Source organism: Pseudotenacibaculum sp. MALMAid0570, assembly GCF_040151415.1.
Taxonomy (GTDB): domain Bacteria; phylum Bacteroidota; class Bacteroidia; order Flavobacteriales; family Flavobacteriaceae; genus Polaribacter.
Window position 1 is genome coordinate 42,597 of record NZ_JBDKWF010000047.1, and the last position, 17,850, is coordinate 60,446.

A 17,850-nucleotide genomic window follows, 5' to 3' on the forward strand; every position below is an offset into this window, starting at 1 on the left:
GCTATCTAATTTAGTAAATTTATTATAACAGATGAATTTAATTTATGACTATTTATTTAACAATTTTTAAAATACATTTTTAAAACAGTTTTTTGAGTGATAGTTTTCAAATAGAAAAGACAATTTATATTTATAATTTTTTTACCTTTCAACAATTAAACATAAGACAACTACATGAAAAAACTAGCATTACACTGGAGGATACTATTAGGAATGTTACTAGGAGTTATTTTCGCTTTGATTATGACTAATTTCGACTTTGGTAAAGATTTTGTTAAAGATTGGATCAAACCTTTTGGTACTATTTTTATTAACTCGCTTAAGTTGATTGCTATTCCACTTATTTTAGCAGCCTTAATAAAAGGAGTTTCAGATCTGAAAGATATATCGAAGCTTTCAAAAATGGGAGGAAGAACCATTGCTATTTACATAATGACTACAGTTATTGCTGTTTCAATAGGTTTAGTTCTAGTAAACATTATCAAACCTGGAAATTCTATTTCTGATAAAACGAGAACCGAATTAGTTGATAGCTACAGTGATAATACCACAAAATATAAAGATCAAGCTGCATTACAAAAGGAACAAGGCCCTTTACAAGCACTTCAAGATTTAGTTCCTGAGAATATATTTTCAGCAGCAACAAGTAATAGAAACATGTTACAAGTTATTTTCTTCGCAGTATTTTTTGGAATAGCACTTATCTTGATTCCTGAAGAAAAAGGAAAAACAGTAAAAAGCTTTTTTGACGGATTTAATGAAGTCATCTTAAAGATGGTCGATTTAATTATGTTGGCAGCACCTTATGGAGTTTTTGCATTATTAGCTGCCTTAGTTGTAGAATCGCCAAGCGTAGATTTATTTAAAGCATTAGGTTGGTATGCAATAACCGTTGTTGGCGGATTGGCAATAATGATTGGAGTTTATATTGCTATTGTACTTGTGTTTACAAAGAAGAAACCAAGTTTCTTTATGAAAGGGATATCTCCAGCTCAATTATTAGCATTTTCAACAAGTTCTAGTGCAGCTACTTTACCAGTAACAATGGAAAGAGTTACAGAACATATTGGAGTAGAAGAAGAAGTTGCAAGTTTTGTATTACCAATTGGGGCAACAATCAATATGGATGGAACCAGTTTATACCAAGCTGTAGCAGCCGTATTTATAGCTCAAGCATTTGGAATGGATTTAACTTTTGGAACTCAACTTGGAATTATAGCAACAGCTACGCTAGCTTCTATTGGTTCTGCTGCCGTTCCTGGAGCAGGAATGGTTATGTTAGTTGGTGTTTTGGGTTACGCTGGAATCCCAGAAGCAGGTTTAGCTCTGATCTTTGCAGTTGACAGACCTTTAGATATGTGTAGAACAGTAATTAATGTTACTGGAGATGCATCAGTATCTATGTTGGTTGCTAAATCTGTTGGAAAATTAGGAGAACCGAAGCCTAAAGAATGGGATGATAATTACGATGACGTAAAAGGGAATTAAAAATAAATAACTATGAATGTATGTTTTTTAATGTATCCATGGGAGAGCATTAAATCTCCTGAAAATGATACATCACTTACACTTATTCATGAGTGTGCTAAAAGAGGTCATGGTGTTGCAATCTGTACTCCATCTAATCTCACAATAAGAAATAGTGTTACAAATGCTTTTTGTACCATCTTAAATAGAAGTGAAAAAATACCAGCTAGTATAAAATCTTTTTATAAGAAAACAACTACAAGAGAAGAAATGCTTCCTCTTGCAGGTTTTGATGTGATTTTTATGAGAGCTGAACCACCATTAGATCCTTTAATGTTAAACTTTTTGGATTCTGTAAAAGATGATGTATTTGTAATCAATTCGGTACGAGGTTTACGAGAAGCGAATAATAAATTATATACGGCTGCTTTTGAAGATCCAGATAATGAAATTATACCAGTAACGCATGTCTCTAAAAATAAAGATTATTTGATTCAAATGATTGAAGAATCTAAGTCAGATAAAATGATTTTAAAACCACTCGACGGTTTTGGAGGTTCTGGAGTAATTCTTATTGAAAAATCTGCAATGGGTAACATTAACTCTTTGCTAGATTTCTACATTCATAAAAAAGACGGAACTTCAGATTATGTTATTTTACAAGAGTACATTGAAGGGGCAGATAAAGGTGATGTGAGAATTCTAATCCTTAATGGTGTGCCTATTGGAGCAATGAAGAGAGTTCCTGGTGATAAAGATCATCGATCTAATGTTTCTGCTGGTGGTACAGTGGCTAAACACAAACTAACCGCTCAAGAAAAATTATTGTGTAAGAAAATCGGACCTAGATTGGTTAAAGACGGTCTTTACTTTGTAGGGATTGATGTAATTGGCGGTAAATTAGTGGAAGTAAATGTGATGAGCCCAGGTGGAATTACTTACATGAATAAAGTGTATAAAACTAAAATTCAAGAAAAAGTAGTCGATTTTATGGAGAGCAAAGTGTTAGAAAGAAATGCTGCTTTTAAAAGAAAAACAGATTTAAAACGAATGGTTGAAGAAGCATAATGCTTAAAGTACCTAGCGCCATAGTAGATTGTAGTTGGTTAAATCAACATTTAAAAGATGAAGATTTAATTATCCTAAATGCTACCATTCCTAAAGTTACCGCCAAAGGAGCAATACCGATCGGTGACAATTCTCAGATTCCTTTCTCGCGTTTTTTTGATATTAAACAAACGTTTTCTCTTAAGAATGCCGAATTTCCAAATACAATGCTTTCTGAAGAGGAGTTTGAAAAAAACGCAAGAGGATTAGGAATTAACAATGAGAGTTGTATTGTTGTTTATGATACTCATGGAGTCTATTCAAGTCCAAGAGCTTGGTGGATGTTTAAAGCAATGGGGTTTGATAATATTGCTGTTCTAGACGGAGGATTACCTGAATGGATTTCAAAAGGTTTTGAAACAGAAGAACAACTAGGCACTAAGTACATAAAAGGAAACTTTAAAGCTAATCTCCAAAAGGAAAAATTTGTGAATAGCGAGTTTGTTTTAAGTACCTTAAATGATTCCGAAAAATTAATTCTTGATGCTAGATCTATAGGAAGATTTAAAGGCAAAGACCCTGAGCCAAGAAAGAATGTGAGAAGCGGTCATATTCCAAGCTCAAAAAATTTACCCTATTCAACTTTACTATCAAAAGGAAAATTAAAAACGAAAGAAGAGTTGAGACTGTTGTATAAAGAGGTTGCTAAAGACAAACAACAAATGATCTTTTCTTGTGGAACAGGAATTACTGCTTGTGTTTTAGCATTAGGAGCCGAGTTGGCAGGCTATGAAGATTTTGTTGTCTATGACGGATCATGGACAGAATGGGGAAGTATTTTAGAATTACCAATAGAAGTTTAGTTATGATAAGATTATCCGTAGATCAAATTATCCAAAAAATTGAAAGCGAGGAAATATTTCATGCTGTTTCCTCAGATTATTCTTTCACCATAAAAATTGATGCGTATGTACACTATGCTTGTGGTGCTGTTCATGACGGACATCAATTTAGAAAAGAATTATGGGTCAATTGTATTCATACAGAATATGAACGTTGGTTTGAAGAAGACCCAGAAACTAAAGAAATGGTTAAGTCACACCCAATAGTAATCGCAGGAATGGATTCGCGTTTTGAATACGATTTAAATAGAGCGCCTGAAACTGCAATTTATGATGATGCTTGGGGAAAACAACTTTGGCATCAGCCATTGTCTACAGAAATGAGAGAGAAAAGTCTATCGAAACATTATAACTTTTATAAAGTTGTTCATGCTTTGATTAGCAAATTAGAAGAAAAATTTGGTATATGTGTAGTGTATGATATGCATTCATATAATTGGAAACGCTGGGAAAGAGAAGTTCCTACATGGAATTTAGGGACGGCAAATGTAGATCAAGAAAGGTTTCAAGGCAGTATAGAATCTTGGAGAGCAATTCTAGAAAAAACACCATTACCAAATCATATAAAATCTACGTCAAAAATTAACGACACCTTTCAAGGTAATGGTTATTTCTTGAAGTTTATAACTCAAAATTTTTCTAATACGCTAGTGCTAGCTACAGAAATTGCTAAAGTTTATTGTGATGAATTAGAGCAAGTTATGTATCCAGAAGTAGTAGATGCTGTTGAGGTATATTTAAGAAAAGAGTTAAAAAATCATGCAGATACTTTTTATAAAGAGTATAAAGTCTAAATTTGTATTCTCCGTTAAGTTTGATGTATATGATGAATGATATCTCTGTGGCAACAAAAACCTTATTTGAAATAGATGAATATATAGATCATTTAGTTAAGAAGATTGAACTATTGAGCTATGTTAATCCGATGAATATTGAAGAGCAAAAAGAAAAATTCTTTGCTTCAAAATATTTAACGGATCCAGTATTCAAATACCCTAAAATCGATTTCGACAAATTCAACTTGCACAGAGAGTTCTTTTCACAATCAATAGAAGAGATTGAAGATGAAAAACTTAGAAAATTGTATGAAGAGATTATATATACTTATTCAGGTTTAATTCAATGTATAGAAACGATTGGAGAAGGTAGAAAGTTCTATTACAATAGTTTACGTTCTTTTGGAACTCCAACAGAGCAAGATGTAGAAAATGCAAAATTCATTTTACATTTTGATTCAGAAAACGAATCTTCAGAAATTTTTCAGCCTAAATACAATTGCGAAGAAGCAGAGAAGATTTTCAGAAACTATGCTGAGGATTACGACTTTAGTTTTGATATAAAACACTCTTCACATATGGGTGCAATTGCGATGGTTTTAAACAATATCAAAACATTAGTTATTAACAAGAACCATACATTTTCAGACAATGAGATGAATGTCTTGAATAATCATGAAATTGGAGTTCACATGGTTACAACCATGAACGGATTATTACATCACTTAAAAATCTTCTCGCACGGGTTTCCAAATTATGAAGAAACACAAGAAGGATTGGCCGTTTTTAGCGAATACATGTCTGGAAATCTCACTGTTAAAAGATTAAAAGAACTTTCATACAGAGTAATTGCGGTAGATAGTTTAGCAAAAGGGTACTCGTTTTCTAAAACATTTAGATTACTTCACAATACATATGATTTAAATAAAGAAGATGCATTTTATATAACTACTAGAGCTCATAGAGGAGGAGGTTACACAAAAGATTATTTATATCTAACAGGTTTAAAGAAAGTTTATGATTACTACCAAGCAGGTAAAGATTTAGGAATCTTATTAACAGGTAAAGTGTGTTTAGAATATTGTCAGGAAATCGAATATATGATTGAAAAAGGATTTGCTGTTAAACCAAAACATTTTACTTCATCCTTCAAAGAAAATAATAACACTAATGAAAAAGTAGACTTTATCCTAAAAAGTTTAAAATAAATCGTTTAGTTCGTTAAAACCTTCAATTACTGTATTTGCATTTTGTAGAGTCTGATCAGCAGCCAAAGGATTTCTGTATCCTACAACAAATATTCCAGCATCATTTGCTGCTTTCACACCATTGTCAGAATCTTCAATAACAATACAATGTTCTTTTGAAGCATTTCCCAGTACTGCAGCTTTTTCAAAAATTTCTGGATGAGGTTTAGATTCTTTCAAATCTGCACCACTAATTTTCGCTTTAAAATATTGATTTAAATCAAATCGATCAAAAACACGATTGATATTCACCATTGCCGAAGAAGAAGCTAAAATCAATGTAATATTTTTGTTATACAAATATTTTATAAGATCTTCAACACCTTTAACTAAGTGTAATGTTGGGTCACTTTCAAAAAAATTCACATAACGTTCTCTTTTATTCAAAACCAAATTTTCAGGGTCTTCATCTAGATTAAAATGACGCACCAATTTTTGAAAAGTATTAATAGTAGAAGAACCTGTAAGAGTTTTATAAAGATCATCAGAAACATGAACACCAATAGATTCAAATGTTTCATAATAAGCTCTTTTATGTAATTCTTCAGAGTCTATTATTACTCCATCCATGTCAAAAATGACACATTTAACTTCCTTTGGAAAATTCATTTATTCTATAAATTTAGCTTTTAACTCTGGGCTAGGGATCATACAGCTCTCTTTTTTGCCATACCACTTGTATCTATTCCTAGCAACAAAATCATAGAAGATATTATTAAACGAGTTAGGTAGAATTGTAAAGATTTGTGTTAATTTCCATATTCCAGAAAACTGTTTCATGATTTCAAGAGCAGCAGCAGATTTAATATAGTGAGCCTTTTCAGGATCGAATAATATTATCGAATCTACCTTTGAAGTATCTATTTTTAAATGATTTAGTATTTGTTTTCCAGTATTAGACTGAAGAGCTGTAAATAAAAAAACATCCTTTTTATCATACTTTATGACTCTAATTACAGAGTTGTTGCAAAGGTTACAAACACCATCAAAAAGAATGATTTTTTTACCTTTTGGAATATCAAAATTCAAATCTGCCATAATCTAGAGCAAAAATAAAACTTAAAAATTTAAATAAGAGTGTAACAATTTAATTTTAGAGCCGTCTTATGTGAAGTAGAAGTAAAAACTAAAGGATGCAATTTCCTGTTTTTAACATAAAATTAGTAACGGCAAACGCAGTCATTATCTACTTTTATACTAAAATTAACCAACACAAATGATTCGTATAAAAAACCTTCATAAATCTTATCCAATTGGAAAAGATTCTCTTCATGTTTTAAAAGGAATAGATCTTCATATCAAAGAAGGAGAATTTGTTTCTATCATGGGATCATCAGGATCTGGAAAATCTACATTGTTAAATATAGTTGGATTACTAGACGAACACGATGAAGGAGACTACTATTTGGACGAAAAACTTATCAAGAATTTGAATGAGAAAAAAGCAGCAATTCTAAGAAATAAGTTCTTAGGATTTGTCTTTCAATCTTTCAACTTGATCTCATATAAAACTGCTCTTGAAAATGTAGCCTTACCACTATATTATTCTGGTATGGGAAGAAAGGAGCGCCAAAGAATTGCATTGGAATACTTAGATAAAGTTGGATTAAAAGATTGGGCATCTCATTTGCCTAATGAATTGTCTGGAGGTCAAAAACAACGTGTGGCCATTGCTAGAGCATTGGTAACAAAACCAAAAGTTGTTTTGGCTGATGAGCCTACAGGAGCATTAGATTCTACTACTACAGATTCTGTAATGGATTTGTTAAAGGATATTAATGATGAAGGAATGACCGTATTTGTGATTACTCACGAAGAAGAAGTGGCAGCTCAGACAAAAAGAATTGTACGTCTTAAAGATGGTGTTATAATTAGTGATACAGCTGATAAATCAGTTGGAGTGAAACCTCAAGCTATATAAGTATGTTTGATTTAGATCGTTGGCGAGAAATATTCCAAAGTATGAGTAAGAACAAATTGCGTTCTGCTCTTTCTGGATTCACCATTGCATTTGCCATTTTATTATTTACACTTCTTTTTGGAATTGTAGGAGGATTAAAGAATACGTTTGCTGATGCTTTTGTTGATGATGCAGCAAATTCAATTTTTGTTAGAGTTTGGAAAACAAGTAAACCTTATAGAGGATTACAGTCGGGAAGAAGAGTTCAACTAAAGAATAAAGATTTCAATTATGTTGATGAGAAGTATGACTCCAAAATTCAATATTTAACAGCTAGAATTTACAAAAATTTTAATGTAGCCTATAAAAACAATCAAGACAATTATAATTTTAGAGCAGTTCACCCAGATCATCAATTTTTAGAAAAAACATTGATTGAAGAAGGAAGATACATCAACCAAATCGACATAGATGAAGCTTCAAAAGTAATTGTAATAGGTAGATTGGTTAAATCCGATTTGTTTGGTGAAAAACCAGCATTAGGAAAAAGAGTAAATGTAAGCGGAATATCGTATAAAGTTATTGGAATTTTTTCTGATGATGGAGGTGATAATGAAGAGCGTCAGTGTTATATTCCAGTAACAACTGCTCAAAGACTTTATGGAAACAATGATTATATCAGTCAAATAAACATAGGCTACAACCCTAATTTAAGTTTAGATGCTGCTGTTGCCTTTGGAAATAGATTAGAAAGAGATTTAAAAGACAAATTAGACATACACCCAGACGATCAAAATGCTTTATTTGTGAGAAATATGGCTGAAGCCAATAAGAACGTAAATACATTTATGTTTGTGTTGTCGTTTATTGTGATTTTTATCGGATCTGGAACATTAATTGCAGGTATTATTGGGATCAGTAATATCATGATATTTGTAATTAAAGAGAGAACTAAAGAATTTGGAATTCGTAAAGCTTTAGGAGCCAAACCATCTTCAATTATTGGAATGGTTGTTCAAGAGTCTATTTTAATAACAACACTGGCAGGATATGCAGGTCTCTCTTTAGGGACATTTATCTTAGCTCAAATAGGTAATGGTTTAGAAGATTACTTTATCAAAGACCCTAGTGTAAATACAGGAGTTGTAGTTGGAGCTACAATTACCTTGATTATTGCCGGTTTAATTGCAGGATATGTACCTGCCAAGAAAGCCGCTAGAATTAAACCCATAGTAGCACTAAGAGCAGATTAATTATGAAGTTTTTATTTGATTCAGATACATGGCAAGAAATTTACGGAGGAATTCGTAAAAATAAAACCAGAACCATAATTACGATTATCGGTGTTCTTTGGGGAATCTTCTTATTGGTAGTTCTTTTAGGAGCCGCAAGAGGAATGGAGAACAACTTTAAAAACTTGTTTGGTGACTTTGCAACAAACAGTGTTTTTGTTTGGGCACAAAGAACAGAAAAACCGTTTAAAGGATTTCAAAAAGGGAGAAGAATTCAATTAACTACCAAGGATGTTGCTGTTTTAGAGAGTGAATTTGACGAGATCAAATACTTGGCTCCAAGAAGTCAAACTTCAAGTACAATTATCAACGGATTTAAATCAGGTGATTTTAATATTAGTGGTGATTATCCCGTTTTAGACAAAGTACAAAAGAAGGATTTGATTTATGGTAGGTTCTTAAACGGAAATGATATAAAGAACAAAGCAAAAGTTTGTGTAATTGAAGAAGAAACATACAAACAACTCTTTGAAAAGAATGAAGTACCTATTGGACAATACGTAATTATTAATAATATCAATTATAAAGTTGTAGGAGTATATAAAAGAGGTAATATAGGAATTGATGGAACAGCTACCTACATTCCGTTTACAACCTATCAGCAAGTATATAATAGAGCCAACCGTATAAGTTGGATGATGATTACAGCTAAAGAAGGGTTTGATATTAAGCAATTAGAAGCAGATGTAAAGCTTACGCTCAAGAATCTGCACAAAGTAGATCCTGAAGACGAACGTGCTTTCGGAAGTTTTAATTTAGCTGTAGAAATTGGGAAAATCACTGGGTTTTTAACTGGAATGCAGTTTTTAACTTGGTTTGTAGGAATAGCCACTTTAATAGCTGGAGTATTTGCAATTGGGAACATCCTACTGATTACAGTAAAAGAAAGAACGAAAGAAATAGGAATTAGAAGAGCAATTGGAGCAACTCCAAAAGAAATTCGTCAACAGGTAATTTTAGAATCAGTTTTCTTGACTACCATTGCTGGTATGCTAGGAATTGTATTTGGAGGAACCGTATTGTACATTATGGATTCAACTATTGGCTCTGGACCAGATCCAACACTGTTAAACCCCACAGTAAGTGTCCCCGTAATCTTAATTGCATTTATCATATTAATTACATTAGGAACACTAATCGGATTAATTCCAGCGTATATGGCAACTTTGGTAAAACCTATTGATGCCCTACGAGACGAATAAAAATTGAAATACAAATAGATAATAATTAACCAAACGTTTATATAAACAATCAAAATGAGTAAAAGAGCAAAAATCATATTAGGTATTGTAGTAGTCCTTTTCATAGCCATTGTAATATGGTTAAAGAAAAAGAATGAAACCAATGTTGAAGTTTTTAAGACTGAAACAGCTTTTAAAGCCAATATTGTTAAGAAAACAGTTGCTACAGGTAAAGTAATTCCATTAGAGGAGATTGAAATCAAACCTCAAATCACAGGGATTATAGATAAGATTTATTTAGAAGAAGGAACAAAAGTTAAAAAAGGAGATCTAATTGCTACGGTTAGAGTTGTTCCAAATGAACAATCTTTAATTAGCGCTAAAGGACGTGTAGATAACGTAAAAATTCGATTAAAAAATGCTGAAATAGCCTATAAGAGAAACAAAGCTCTTTTTGATAAAGGAGTTGTATCTGCATCTACTTTTGAGCAAATTGAATTAACCTTTGAACAGGCAAAGCAAGATCTTGTAAATGCTGAAAACGATTATAAGATTATCAAAAGCGGATCTTCAGGTTCTGGTGGCTTTACCAATACAGATATTAGAGCCCAAATCTCAGGAACTATTTTAGAGATTCCTGTAAAAGAAGGAGATCAAGTAATTCAAAGTAATAACTTTAATGCTGGAACAACAATTGCTTCTATTGCTGATATGAGTAAAATGATCTTTGAAGGAAAAGTAGACGAATCAGAGGTTAGCAAATTAATCAGTGGGACAGACATTCAAGTTTCATTAGGAGCTATTGAAGAAAAAAAGTTTCCTGCAAAATTAGATTTCATTGCTCCAAAAGGAACTGAAGAAGGAGGAGCTGTGCAATTTACAATCAAAGCTACAATTACTTTAGATGATAACTACTTTGTAAGAGCTAACTATAGCGCAAATGCAGATATAGTTCTTGAAAAGAGAGATAGTGTATTATCTATTAAAGAAGCATTGTTGCGTTTCGACAAGAAAACAGAGAAGCCTTACGTAGAAGTTAAAGTAGGAGAGAATGACTATGAAAAGAAAGAATTAGAATTAGGAGTTTCAGACGGTGTGAATATTGAAGTGAAATCTGGAATTACTGTTACTGATGAATTGAAAATTTGGAATAAGGCCAAGAAAGATGGTAACAACGATAACGATTAATAAAATTAATTGATATAAATAAAAAAGGAGCTCTATAGAGCTCCTTTTTTATTTAATTTGAATCCGATATCCAATTTCAAATCCAAGCAAATTATAACCGCTATTTTGTGGCAATAAGTTAAGGTTAGAGACATGACCCAAATTACTGCCAAAGTAAATTTCGGATTCTTTTATTGAATAAGCGAATCCTAAAGAAATATTTTCAATAAAAGTAAACCCTTGAGACAATCGTTCTGTTTCTACATCTATATATCCAGCTCCTAAACCGAAATTCGCTTCAAAGAATAGATTCCTTGTAACTTGTCTCTTTAGTTGAAATCCTAATTCAAAAGCATACAAAGAAATTGTTCGCTTTTTAGTCAATCGTTCTCGTAATTCAAGATAGTTAGGTTCATCAGAAGTAATAAAATAAGGATTTAACAACTGATGCTTCGCGATTTGAAATTGAGGCTGTATGATTAGATTAAAGTCCCATTCACCCCAATTTTCTAAGTTGTAAAACAACTGTGCTTTAAATACAGATGTTTTATAATCATAATCATGATCACTAAACAGAATATTATTTTGTTTAGCACTATTGAATAAAACACCTACTTTTTTAAGTTTTTTTTGTTTTTCCTGCCCAATTGCTAAAACAGAAAAAAACAAGAAAAAAATAAATAAATACTTAGGCAAACTGTTTAGAGACATGCTCAGCTTTTCTGCTCTCAGAATAATCGTAAAACCCTTCTCCTGATTTTACACCTAGTTTACCAGCTCTTACCATATTTACTAATAATGGACAAGGAGCATATTTAGGATTTTTAAACCCATCATACATTACTTCTAGAATAGACAAACATACATCAAGCCCAATAAAATCAGCTAATTGTAAGGGTCCCATAGGATGCGCCATACCTAATTTCATCACGGTATCAATTTCTTTAACTCCAGCTACGCCATTATATAAAGTTTCAATAGATTCATTAATCATTGGCATCAAAATCCTGTTGGCAACAAAACCTGGATAATCATTTACTTCCACAGGAATCTTATTTATCTTTTTGGTAAGATCAACAGTAAAATCCATTACCTCATCAGAAGTATTGTATCCTCTAATAATTTCTACCAATTTCATAATAGGAACGGGATTCATAAAGTGCATACCTATCACCATTTCTGGACGTTTCGTTGCTGCTGCTATTTGTGTAATTGATATAGAAGAAGTATTGGTAGCTAGTATTGTGTCATCTGGACAAACTTCATCAAGCTCTTGAAATATTTTTAGTTTTAAATCTAAGTTTTCAGTAGCAGCTTCTACAACCAAACTAGCATATTGCGTCCCTTCCTTTATAGAAGTGTAAGTAGTAATATTAGATAACGTTTTTTCTTTATCAGCCTCTGATATTTTCTCTTTAGCAACCATCCTATCTAAGTTCTTAGTAATAGTTGCAATCCCTCTATCTAAAGAAGCTTGAGAAATGTCTATTAGTTGTACGTTATAATTAAATTGAGCAAAAGTATGAGCAATTCCATTTCCCATTGTTCCTGCTCCAATAACAGCTATATTCTTCATGTATTTTGATTTGTTTTAATGTTGATTATTCGTCGAAACAATCGATAATTTGTTGTGCTACTCTTAATGCGTTTGTTCCTTGTTCTAAAGAAACAATAGGAGTTGTATCGTTTTCTATAGCGTCTGCAAAAGATTCTAACTCATCTAGGATAGCATTGTTAGGCGTTACCTCAGGATTGTCAAAATAAATTTGCTTTTTAACTCCTTCAGCATTTTGTAATATCATAGCAAATTCATCGGGACTTTCTGGAGCATCTTTCATGCGAACTACTTCAGATTTTTTATCTAAAAAATCAACCGAAATATAAGCATCCCTCTGAAAGAATCGAGATTTTCTCATATTCTTCATAGAAATTCTGCTAGCAGTTAAATTCGCCACGCATCCATTTTCAAATTCTATACGAGCATTTGCGATATCTGGAGTATCAGAAATTACCGAAACACCACTAGCGTGAACATTTTTTACTGGAGATTTCACAACACTTAAAATAATATCGATGTCATGAATCATCAAATCTAACACAACAGGAACATCTGTTCCTCTTGGATTAAACTCAGCTAATCTGTGACTTTCGATAAACATAGGCTCTCCAATCATATCTTTCACGGCAGTAAAGGCTGGATTGAATCGTTCTACATGACCAACTTGACCTCTAACATGTTTCTGACTAGCTAAAGTTCTAATAGCTTCAGCTTCCAAAACAGTATTGGTGATTGGTTTTTCAATAAAAACATGACACCCATTTTCAATAGCCATTTTTGCACATTCAAAATGCGATAGAGTTGGAGTAACAATATCAACAACATCTACAGAATTAATTAATTCTTCAATTGAATCAAATGAATGGTAACCAAATTCTTTAGATACTTTTTGAGCATTTTCTTTAGAAGGGTCGTAGAAACCTACGAGATCATAACGTCCTGATTGTTGCAGTAATTTAAGATGGATTTTACCTAAATGTCCAGCTCCTAGTACTCCCGCTTTTAGCATAAAGTTTGAATTTTATGTCACCTCGAGCGCAGTCGAGAGGTTAATAATTATAAAAGCAATCAGAGAGTTCTCGACTGCGCTCGAACTGACAACTTTTAATTGCTTTTTTTCTAAAAAAGCGAACGAGAACAAAGATACAATTTTATAGGAATTTTAGGGGATTTATTCTACTTTTAGGTCGCTTTAACGAATAGAAATTTGAAAGATACTTCCAAACATCAAGGGCTTAGAAATCAGTTAGCAAACGTTTTAGAACAAAAGGGAATTCATGATGAAAATGTATTGAATGCGATACGTAAAATTCCACGTCATTTATTTATAGACTCTTCTTTTGAAAATCATGCCTATCAAGATAAAGCGTTTCCAATAGCAGCAGAGCAAACAATTTCGCAACCTTATACAGTAGCTTTTCAAACTCAAACATTAGAAGTTAGATCTGGTGACAAGGTATTGGAAATAGGAACTGGTTCAGGTTACCAAACAGCTGTTTTATTGGAATTAAAAGCAGAAGTTTATTCTATAGAGCGCCAACATGAATTGTTTAAAAGAACATCTTTATTTCTACCAAAATTAGGATATCGTCCTAAGAAATTTATTTTTGGTGATGGTTATAAAGGATTAAAAGAGAAAGCTCCTTATGATAAAATTATAGTTACTGCAGGAGCACCTTATGTTCCGAAAGCTTTACTAGCACAATTAAAAGTAGGAGGGATGCTCTTAATTCCAGTAGGAGATAAGACTCAAATAATGACTTTGTTTATTAGAAAATCTCCAAAAGAATTTGAAAAGCGTGAGCTAGGAAATTTTGCTTTTGTACCTATGTTAGAAAAGAAAAATTAAATTTTATAAATAAGCTAAGTTTTTATAAATCAAAAAGATAAAACTGCATTACGATTCCAATGATTCAAAAAAACACATTCTTATTACTAACAATTATATTATCTATACAAACCATTGATGTTTTTTCACAAAAAAAAATCATTAAATGGAGTGAGGATGTTAGATTGACATGGGATGATTTTAATGAGAAGAAAGGAACAAAACTAGCCTACAGTGCTGTAGCTATTAAGCTTAAACCTATTGTAAGTACTACTAAAAAGATAAAGTTAGAAGTATATGCTTACTTTGATAAATCTAAGTCAAGAACAGGGATTTACGATGATAAAGTTTTAGAACATGAGCGGCTTCATTTTTTAATAGGGGAATTATATGCAAGAAAGCTTAGAAAAAAGATTCTGTTAACCGATAAAAAGAAGTTCTTTAAAGACAGAGGTCAATTCAATATTGTCTATATAAAGAATTATAACGCTTATTTAGAATATCAAAAGAAGTACGATAAAGAAACTGTAAACTCGGTTGATAAAGAGAAACAAATACTGTGGGAAAAGAAAGTAAGAGAAGAGTTAAAAAATTATCAGAATTATTCCAATACAATTATCGAAATCAATCGTTAATTAATCATACTTAGCATCAAAATTACCATCCCATTTTCCTTGAACACGTAAAACTTGTTCAATGATATCTCTTACACAACCTTCTCCACCATTTTTGTTAGAAATATATTTTGAAATCTGTTGAATTTCAGGAGCAGCATCATTAGGACAACAAGGCAAACCTACTAGTTTCATCACAGGAACATCAGGGATGTCATCACCCATGTACAATACGTTTTCAGTTTGCAAACCATACATGTCTGAAAGTTCATGGTATTGCTCAATCTTATCATGAGCTCCTAAATAAATATCTTGAATGCCTAAATTTTTCAATCGTGTGCGTACTCCTTCGTTTTTACCTCCAGAAATAATGCAAATACGTAAACCACAATCTACAGCAGTTTTTAAAGCGTATCCATCTTTAATATTCATTTGACGAACCAATTGACCATCAGGCATAACTGTAACCATTCCGTTGGTCAAAACTCCATCAACATCAAAGATTAGAGTACTGATTTGTGCAAGATATTGCTTATAACTTTTTTCCATGTTTTTGTATTGATTCAGTCAGTTTTTGATAAATCTCTTTCTGAGAAGAACTGAGCAAATTTAAATGATTTTTTATCGTTTTCTCATCATTTCTTTTTGCAGGCCCAGTTTGAGCTTCTTCAGGAGTTAAAGATTTTATCTTTTCAGATGTCTCTTCAATAAGAGGTAATAAAATATCAAAAGGAATGCTATGAGTATCACAAATGTCTTTTGATATTTGATACATATAGTTGGTAAAGTTGTTGGCAAAAACTGCTGCAACATGAATATTTTTACGTTGCTCTGAATTGATATGATAAGCTTTACCTTTAAGAACTTCAACAAGTTTTTCCAATAAATACATATCATTAGTATGTTCAACTTCTAGACAAAAAGGAACCTTAGTAAAATCTACTGCTTTATCTTTTGAAAATGATTGCAATGGGTAAAAAACACCTTTTCTAGTTATATTTTGCAAACCATTCATATCAGTAGTACCAGAGGTATGCACAACTAAAGAGTTTTTAATTTTTGATGAGACTTCAGAGATAGCATCATCAGATACAGCTATGATAGTAACGTCTGCAGGCTCTATAGAATCTAAGCTTCTTGAGTTTACTTGAGAAACTTTTAAAGTATTTATACTACTGAAGGCTTTATACAGATGAAAAGCAACATTCCCATTTCCAACGATGGCTACTGAAATCATAAAACGAAGATATTGAATTTATCGGTGTACAGATATGAGTTAAATTATTTTTTGCATATTTGTTACATGATAGTCTAAAACAACCTTCCGCTTTTTTAGTCTTTATATCAAAGACTCCCTTTAATTTCAGCTATTGATTGAATTCAAATGAGCTGAGCATTCAATTATTTTAAGACAATATCATAATGACAACTGATACAAATCAACAATCAAAACAAAATATTTTTTCGCTATTCATGGCAGCTGTTCGTGGTAAACAAAACGATTTTACTACTGGAAGCATAAGAAAAGCTGTTTTTATGCTTTCAATTCCAATGATTTTGGAAATGCTTATGGAGTCCATATTTGCTCTAGTAGACATAATTTTTGTCTCACGAGTTAGCGAAAATGCTGTAGCTACTGTAGGACTTACAGAATCAGTATTAACACTCGTTTATGCTGTAGCAATTGGATTAAGTATGGCTGCTACAGCTATTGTAGCAAGAAGAACAGGAGAGAAAGATCAAGAAGGAGCTAAACAAGCAGCAGTTCAAGTAATCTTTCTTGGAATTTTTATAGCGACTTTAATTAGTATAATTGGAATTCTTTTCCCAAAAGAAATACTAGGGCTTATGGGAGGAGAGCCAGACTTAATAGAGGAAGGATATGGTTATACCCAAGTTCTTTTAGGAGGAAATGCAACCGTAATGCTACTATTTTTAATTAATGCAGTGTTTAGAGGAGCAGGAAATGCCTCGATAGCCATGTGGACATTAATACTATCTAATGGATTGAATATAATTTTAGATCCAATTTTTATTTTTGGATTTGGTCCTATCCCTGCTTTTGGTGTAGAAGGAGCAGCTATTGCAACTACTACAGGAAGAGGAATAGCAGTAGTTGCGCAGTTAGTTATTCTATTTAGAGGAAGTTCATATATCAAAATAGCACTGAAAGACATTGTCTTAAGAGTTCAGGTTATGTTGAATTTAATTAAAGTCTCAATAGGAGGAATTTTTCAATTCTTTATTGCTACCGCTAGCTGGGTGTTTTTAATGAGAATAATGTCAGAATTCGGTAGTGAAGTTTTGGCAGGATATACTATTGCTATTCGTATAATGATGTTTACTTTGATGCCAGCTTGGGGAATGAGTAATGCTGCAGCAACCTTAGTAGGACAAAATTTAGGCGCTCAATTACCAGATAGAGCGGAAACTTCTGTATGGAAAACAGGTAAATATTGCGCCATATTTATGGGCCTAGTTTCTCTAATATATATATTCTTTGCACCGACTTTTTTAGGATGGTTTAGTGACAATCCAATAGTAGTTGAAAATGGAGCCTTGTGTTTACAGGTTATAGCGGCTGGATATATATTTTATGCATACGGAATGGTAGTAATTCAGTCCTTTAATGGAGCTGGAGATACCAAAACACCTACAATTATTAATTTTATTTGTTTTTTCTTATTTCAATTACCTTTTGCTTATTTGATGGCAATTACTCTAGATTTTGGCCCACAAGGAGTTTTCTGGTCTATAACACTTGCAGAAGTTTTAATAGCTATTATTGGAGTTATCTGGTTTAGAAAAGGAAAATGGAAAAGTGTTCAGGTTTAACCTTTCTTTTGTAAATTCGTTTGATAATAAATGAAG

At 32.2% G+C, this 17,850-nt stretch carries 19 protein-coding genes; 12 read left to right on the plus strand and 7 right to left on the minus strand.

All coding sequences use genetic code 11. The annotated features are described in order from the left end of the window. Window positions 1–174 precede the first annotated feature (174 nt). Genes AAON49_RS06625 through AAON49_RS06645 form a run of 5 tightly spaced genes read left to right on the plus strand, consistent with a single transcriptional unit; the run spans window position 175 to window position 5,400 of the window. Window positions 175–1,488, plus strand: coding sequence for a dicarboxylate/amino acid:cation symporter (locus tag AAON49_RS06625; protein WP_349553558.1), 1,314 nt, complete (start codon window positions 175–177; stop codon window positions 1,486–1,488). A 12-nt stretch (window positions 1,489–1,500) separates the two neighbouring features. Further along, window positions 1,501–2,535, plus strand: a complete 1,035-nt coding sequence (gshB, locus tag AAON49_RS06630) for a glutathione synthase (RefSeq protein ID WP_349553560.1) — start codon at window positions 1,501–1,503, stop codon at window positions 2,533–2,535. Beyond that, the gene (locus AAON49_RS06635) at window positions 2,535–3,377 is read left to right on the plus strand and encodes a sulfurtransferase (RefSeq protein ID WP_349553562.1); all 843 of its coding nucleotides are present in this window, start codon (window positions 2,535–2,537) and stop codon (window positions 3,375–3,377) included. Before gshB ends, AAON49_RS06635 begins: the two co-directional genes overlap by 1 nt. A gap of 2 nt (window positions 3,378–3,379) precedes the next feature. Continuing rightward, entirely contained in the window at window positions 3,380–4,210 is an 831-nt protein-coding gene (locus tag AAON49_RS06640; protein WP_349553563.1) for an N-formylglutamate amidohydrolase, read from the plus strand. Window positions 4,211–4,239: 29 nt separating this feature from the next. Then, window positions 4,240–5,400, plus strand: coding sequence for a peptidase MATCAP family protein (locus AAON49_RS06645; RefSeq protein WP_349553564.1), 1,161 nt, complete (start codon window positions 4,240–4,242; stop codon window positions 5,398–5,400). Here AAON49_RS06645 and AAON49_RS06650 read toward each other — a convergent pair. Both AAON49_RS06650 and AAON49_RS06655 read right to left on the minus strand, forming a co-directional pair. Next, window positions 5,392–6,048: an HAD family hydrolase gene (locus tag AAON49_RS06650; protein WP_349553565.1), complete on the minus strand. Its 657-nt coding sequence runs from the start codon at window positions 6,046–6,048 to the stop codon at window positions 5,392–5,394. The two genes, AAON49_RS06645 and AAON49_RS06650, sit on opposite strands and share 9 nt — an antisense overlap. Continuing rightward, the gene (locus tag AAON49_RS06655; protein WP_349553567.1) at window positions 6,049–6,477 is read right to left on the minus strand and encodes a thiol-disulfide oxidoreductase DCC family protein; all 429 of its coding nucleotides are present in this window, start codon (window positions 6,475–6,477) and stop codon (window positions 6,049–6,051) included. A 178-nt stretch (window positions 6,478–6,655) separates the two neighbouring features. Here AAON49_RS06655 and AAON49_RS06660 point away from each other — a divergent pair, with 178 nt between their 5' ends. The 4 genes from AAON49_RS06660 to AAON49_RS06675 are packed head-to-tail and all read left to right on the plus strand — an operon-like array spanning window position 6,656 to window position 11,000. Then, window positions 6,656–7,360, plus strand: coding sequence for an ABC transporter ATP-binding protein (locus AAON49_RS06660; RefSeq protein ID WP_349553569.1), 705 nt, complete (start codon window positions 6,656–6,658; stop codon window positions 7,358–7,360). 2 nt (window positions 7,361–7,362) lie between these two features. Next, window positions 7,363–8,592, plus strand: coding sequence for an ABC transporter permease (locus AAON49_RS06665; RefSeq protein WP_349553570.1), 1,230 nt, complete (start codon window positions 7,363–7,365; stop codon window positions 8,590–8,592). Window positions 8,593–8,594: 2 nt separating this feature from the next. Next, window positions 8,595–9,833 (plus strand): ABC transporter permease, encoded by a 1,239-nt coding sequence (locus AAON49_RS06670; RefSeq protein ID WP_349553572.1) that lies wholly within the window; start codon window positions 8,595–8,597, stop codon window positions 9,831–9,833. A 54-nt stretch (window positions 9,834–9,887) separates the two neighbouring features. Further along, the gene (locus AAON49_RS06675) at window positions 9,888–11,000 is read left to right on the plus strand and encodes an efflux RND transporter periplasmic adaptor subunit (protein WP_349553574.1); all 1,113 of its coding nucleotides are present in this window, start codon (window positions 9,888–9,890) and stop codon (window positions 10,998–11,000) included. Window positions 11,001–11,048: 48 nt separating this feature from the next. Here AAON49_RS06675 and AAON49_RS06680 read toward each other — a convergent pair whose 3' ends face one another. From AAON49_RS06680 to AAON49_RS06690, 3 genes are read right to left on the minus strand one after another with little or no spacing between them, the layout of a single operon-like run. After that, window positions 11,049–11,690, minus strand: coding sequence for an acyloxyacyl hydrolase (locus tag AAON49_RS06680; protein WP_349553576.1), 642 nt, complete (start codon window positions 11,688–11,690; stop codon window positions 11,049–11,051). Continuing rightward, a complete protein-coding gene (locus tag AAON49_RS06685; protein ID WP_349553578.1) occupies window positions 11,668–12,555 on the minus strand; it encodes a 3-hydroxybutyryl-CoA dehydrogenase in 888 nt (295 codons plus the stop codon). The genes AAON49_RS06680 and AAON49_RS06685 overlap by 23 nt, the downstream gene beginning before the upstream one ends. 25 nt (window positions 12,556–12,580) lie before the next feature. Further along, entirely contained in the window at window positions 12,581–13,546 is a 966-nt protein-coding gene (locus tag AAON49_RS06690) for a Gfo/Idh/MocA family protein (RefSeq protein WP_349553580.1), read from the minus strand. 198 nt (window positions 13,547–13,744) lie between these two features. Here AAON49_RS06690 and AAON49_RS06695 point away from each other — a divergent pair, with 198 nt between their 5' ends. After that, a complete protein-coding gene (locus AAON49_RS06695) occupies window positions 13,745–14,386 on the plus strand; it encodes a protein-L-isoaspartate(D-aspartate) O-methyltransferase (protein WP_349553581.1) in 642 nt (213 codons plus the stop codon). A 59-nt stretch (window positions 14,387–14,445) separates the two neighbouring features. Further along, window positions 14,446–15,000: a hypothetical protein gene (locus AAON49_RS06700; protein WP_349553583.1), complete on the plus strand. Its 555-nt coding sequence runs from the start codon at window positions 14,446–14,448 to the stop codon at window positions 14,998–15,000. On the opposite strand, the gene AAON49_RS06705 is transcribed toward AAON49_RS06700, so the two are convergent. After that, complete coding sequence (locus AAON49_RS06705; RefSeq protein WP_349553584.1) at window positions 15,001–15,528, minus strand: KdsC family phosphatase; 528 nt, start codon at window positions 15,526–15,528, stop codon at window positions 15,001–15,003. Then, window positions 15,512–16,216, minus strand: a complete 705-nt coding sequence (locus AAON49_RS06710) for a Rossmann-like and DUF2520 domain-containing protein (RefSeq protein WP_349553586.1) — start codon at window positions 16,214–16,216, stop codon at window positions 15,512–15,514. The genes AAON49_RS06705 and AAON49_RS06710 overlap by 17 nt, the downstream gene beginning before the upstream one ends. Window positions 16,217–16,401: 185 nt before the next feature. Here AAON49_RS06710 and AAON49_RS06715 point away from each other — a divergent pair, with 185 nt between their 5' ends. After that, a complete protein-coding gene (locus AAON49_RS06715) occupies window positions 16,402–17,814 on the plus strand; it encodes an MATE family efflux transporter (RefSeq protein WP_349553588.1) in 1,413 nt (470 codons plus the stop codon). Window positions 17,815–17,850 lie beyond the last annotated feature (36 nt).

Coding starts and splice junctions, on each gene's coding strand:
- AAON49_RS06625 (WP_349553558.1), top strand. CDS start 175: ATGAAAAAACTAGCATTACACTGGAGGATACTATTAGGAATGTTACTA.
- gshB (WP_349553560.1), top strand. CDS start 1,501: ATGAATGTATGTTTTTTAATGTATCCATGGGAGAGCATTAAATCTCCT.
- AAON49_RS06635 (WP_349553562.1), top strand. CDS start 2,535: ATGCTTAAAGTACCTAGCGCCATAGTAGATTGTAGTTGGTTAAATCAA.
- AAON49_RS06640 (WP_349553563.1), top strand. CDS start 3,380: ATGATAAGATTATCCGTAGATCAAATTATCCAAAAAATTGAAAGCGAG.
- AAON49_RS06645 (WP_349553564.1), top strand. CDS start 4,240: ATGATGAATGATATCTCTGTGGCAACAAAAACCTTATTTGAAATAGAT.
- AAON49_RS06650 (WP_349553565.1), bottom strand. CDS start 6,048: ATGAATTTTCCAAAGGAAGTTAAATGTGTCATTTTTGACATGGATGGA.
- AAON49_RS06655 (WP_349553567.1), bottom strand. CDS start 6,477: ATGGCAGATTTGAATTTTGATATTCCAAAAGGTAAAAAAATCATTCTT.
- AAON49_RS06660 (WP_349553569.1), top strand. CDS start 6,656: ATGATTCGTATAAAAAACCTTCATAAATCTTATCCAATTGGAAAAGAT.
- AAON49_RS06665 (WP_349553570.1), top strand. CDS start 7,363: ATGTTTGATTTAGATCGTTGGCGAGAAATATTCCAAAGTATGAGTAAG.
- AAON49_RS06670 (WP_349553572.1), top strand. CDS start 8,595: ATGAAGTTTTTATTTGATTCAGATACATGGCAAGAAATTTACGGAGGA.
- AAON49_RS06675 (WP_349553574.1), top strand. CDS start 9,888: ATGAGTAAAAGAGCAAAAATCATATTAGGTATTGTAGTAGTCCTTTTC.
- AAON49_RS06680 (WP_349553576.1), bottom strand. CDS start 11,690: ATGTCTCTAAACAGTTTGCCTAAGTATTTATTTATTTTTTTCTTGTTT.
- AAON49_RS06685 (WP_349553578.1), bottom strand. CDS start 12,555: ATGAAGAATATAGCTGTTATTGGAGCAGGAACAATGGGAAATGGAATT.
- AAON49_RS06690 (WP_349553580.1), bottom strand. CDS start 13,546: ATGCTAAAAGCGGGAGTACTAGGAGCTGGACATTTAGGTAAAATCCAT.
- AAON49_RS06700 (WP_349553583.1), top strand. CDS start 14,446: ATGATTCAAAAAAACACATTCTTATTACTAACAATTATATTATCTATA.
- AAON49_RS06705 (WP_349553584.1), bottom strand. CDS start 15,528: ATGGAAAAAAGTTATAAGCAATATCTTGCACAAATCAGTACTCTAATC.
- AAON49_RS06710 (WP_349553586.1), bottom strand. CDS start 16,216: ATGATTTCAGTAGCCATCGTTGGAAATGGGAATGTTGCTTTTCATCTG.
- AAON49_RS06715 (WP_349553588.1), top strand. CDS start 16,402: ATGACAACTGATACAAATCAACAATCAAAACAAAATATTTTTTCGCTA.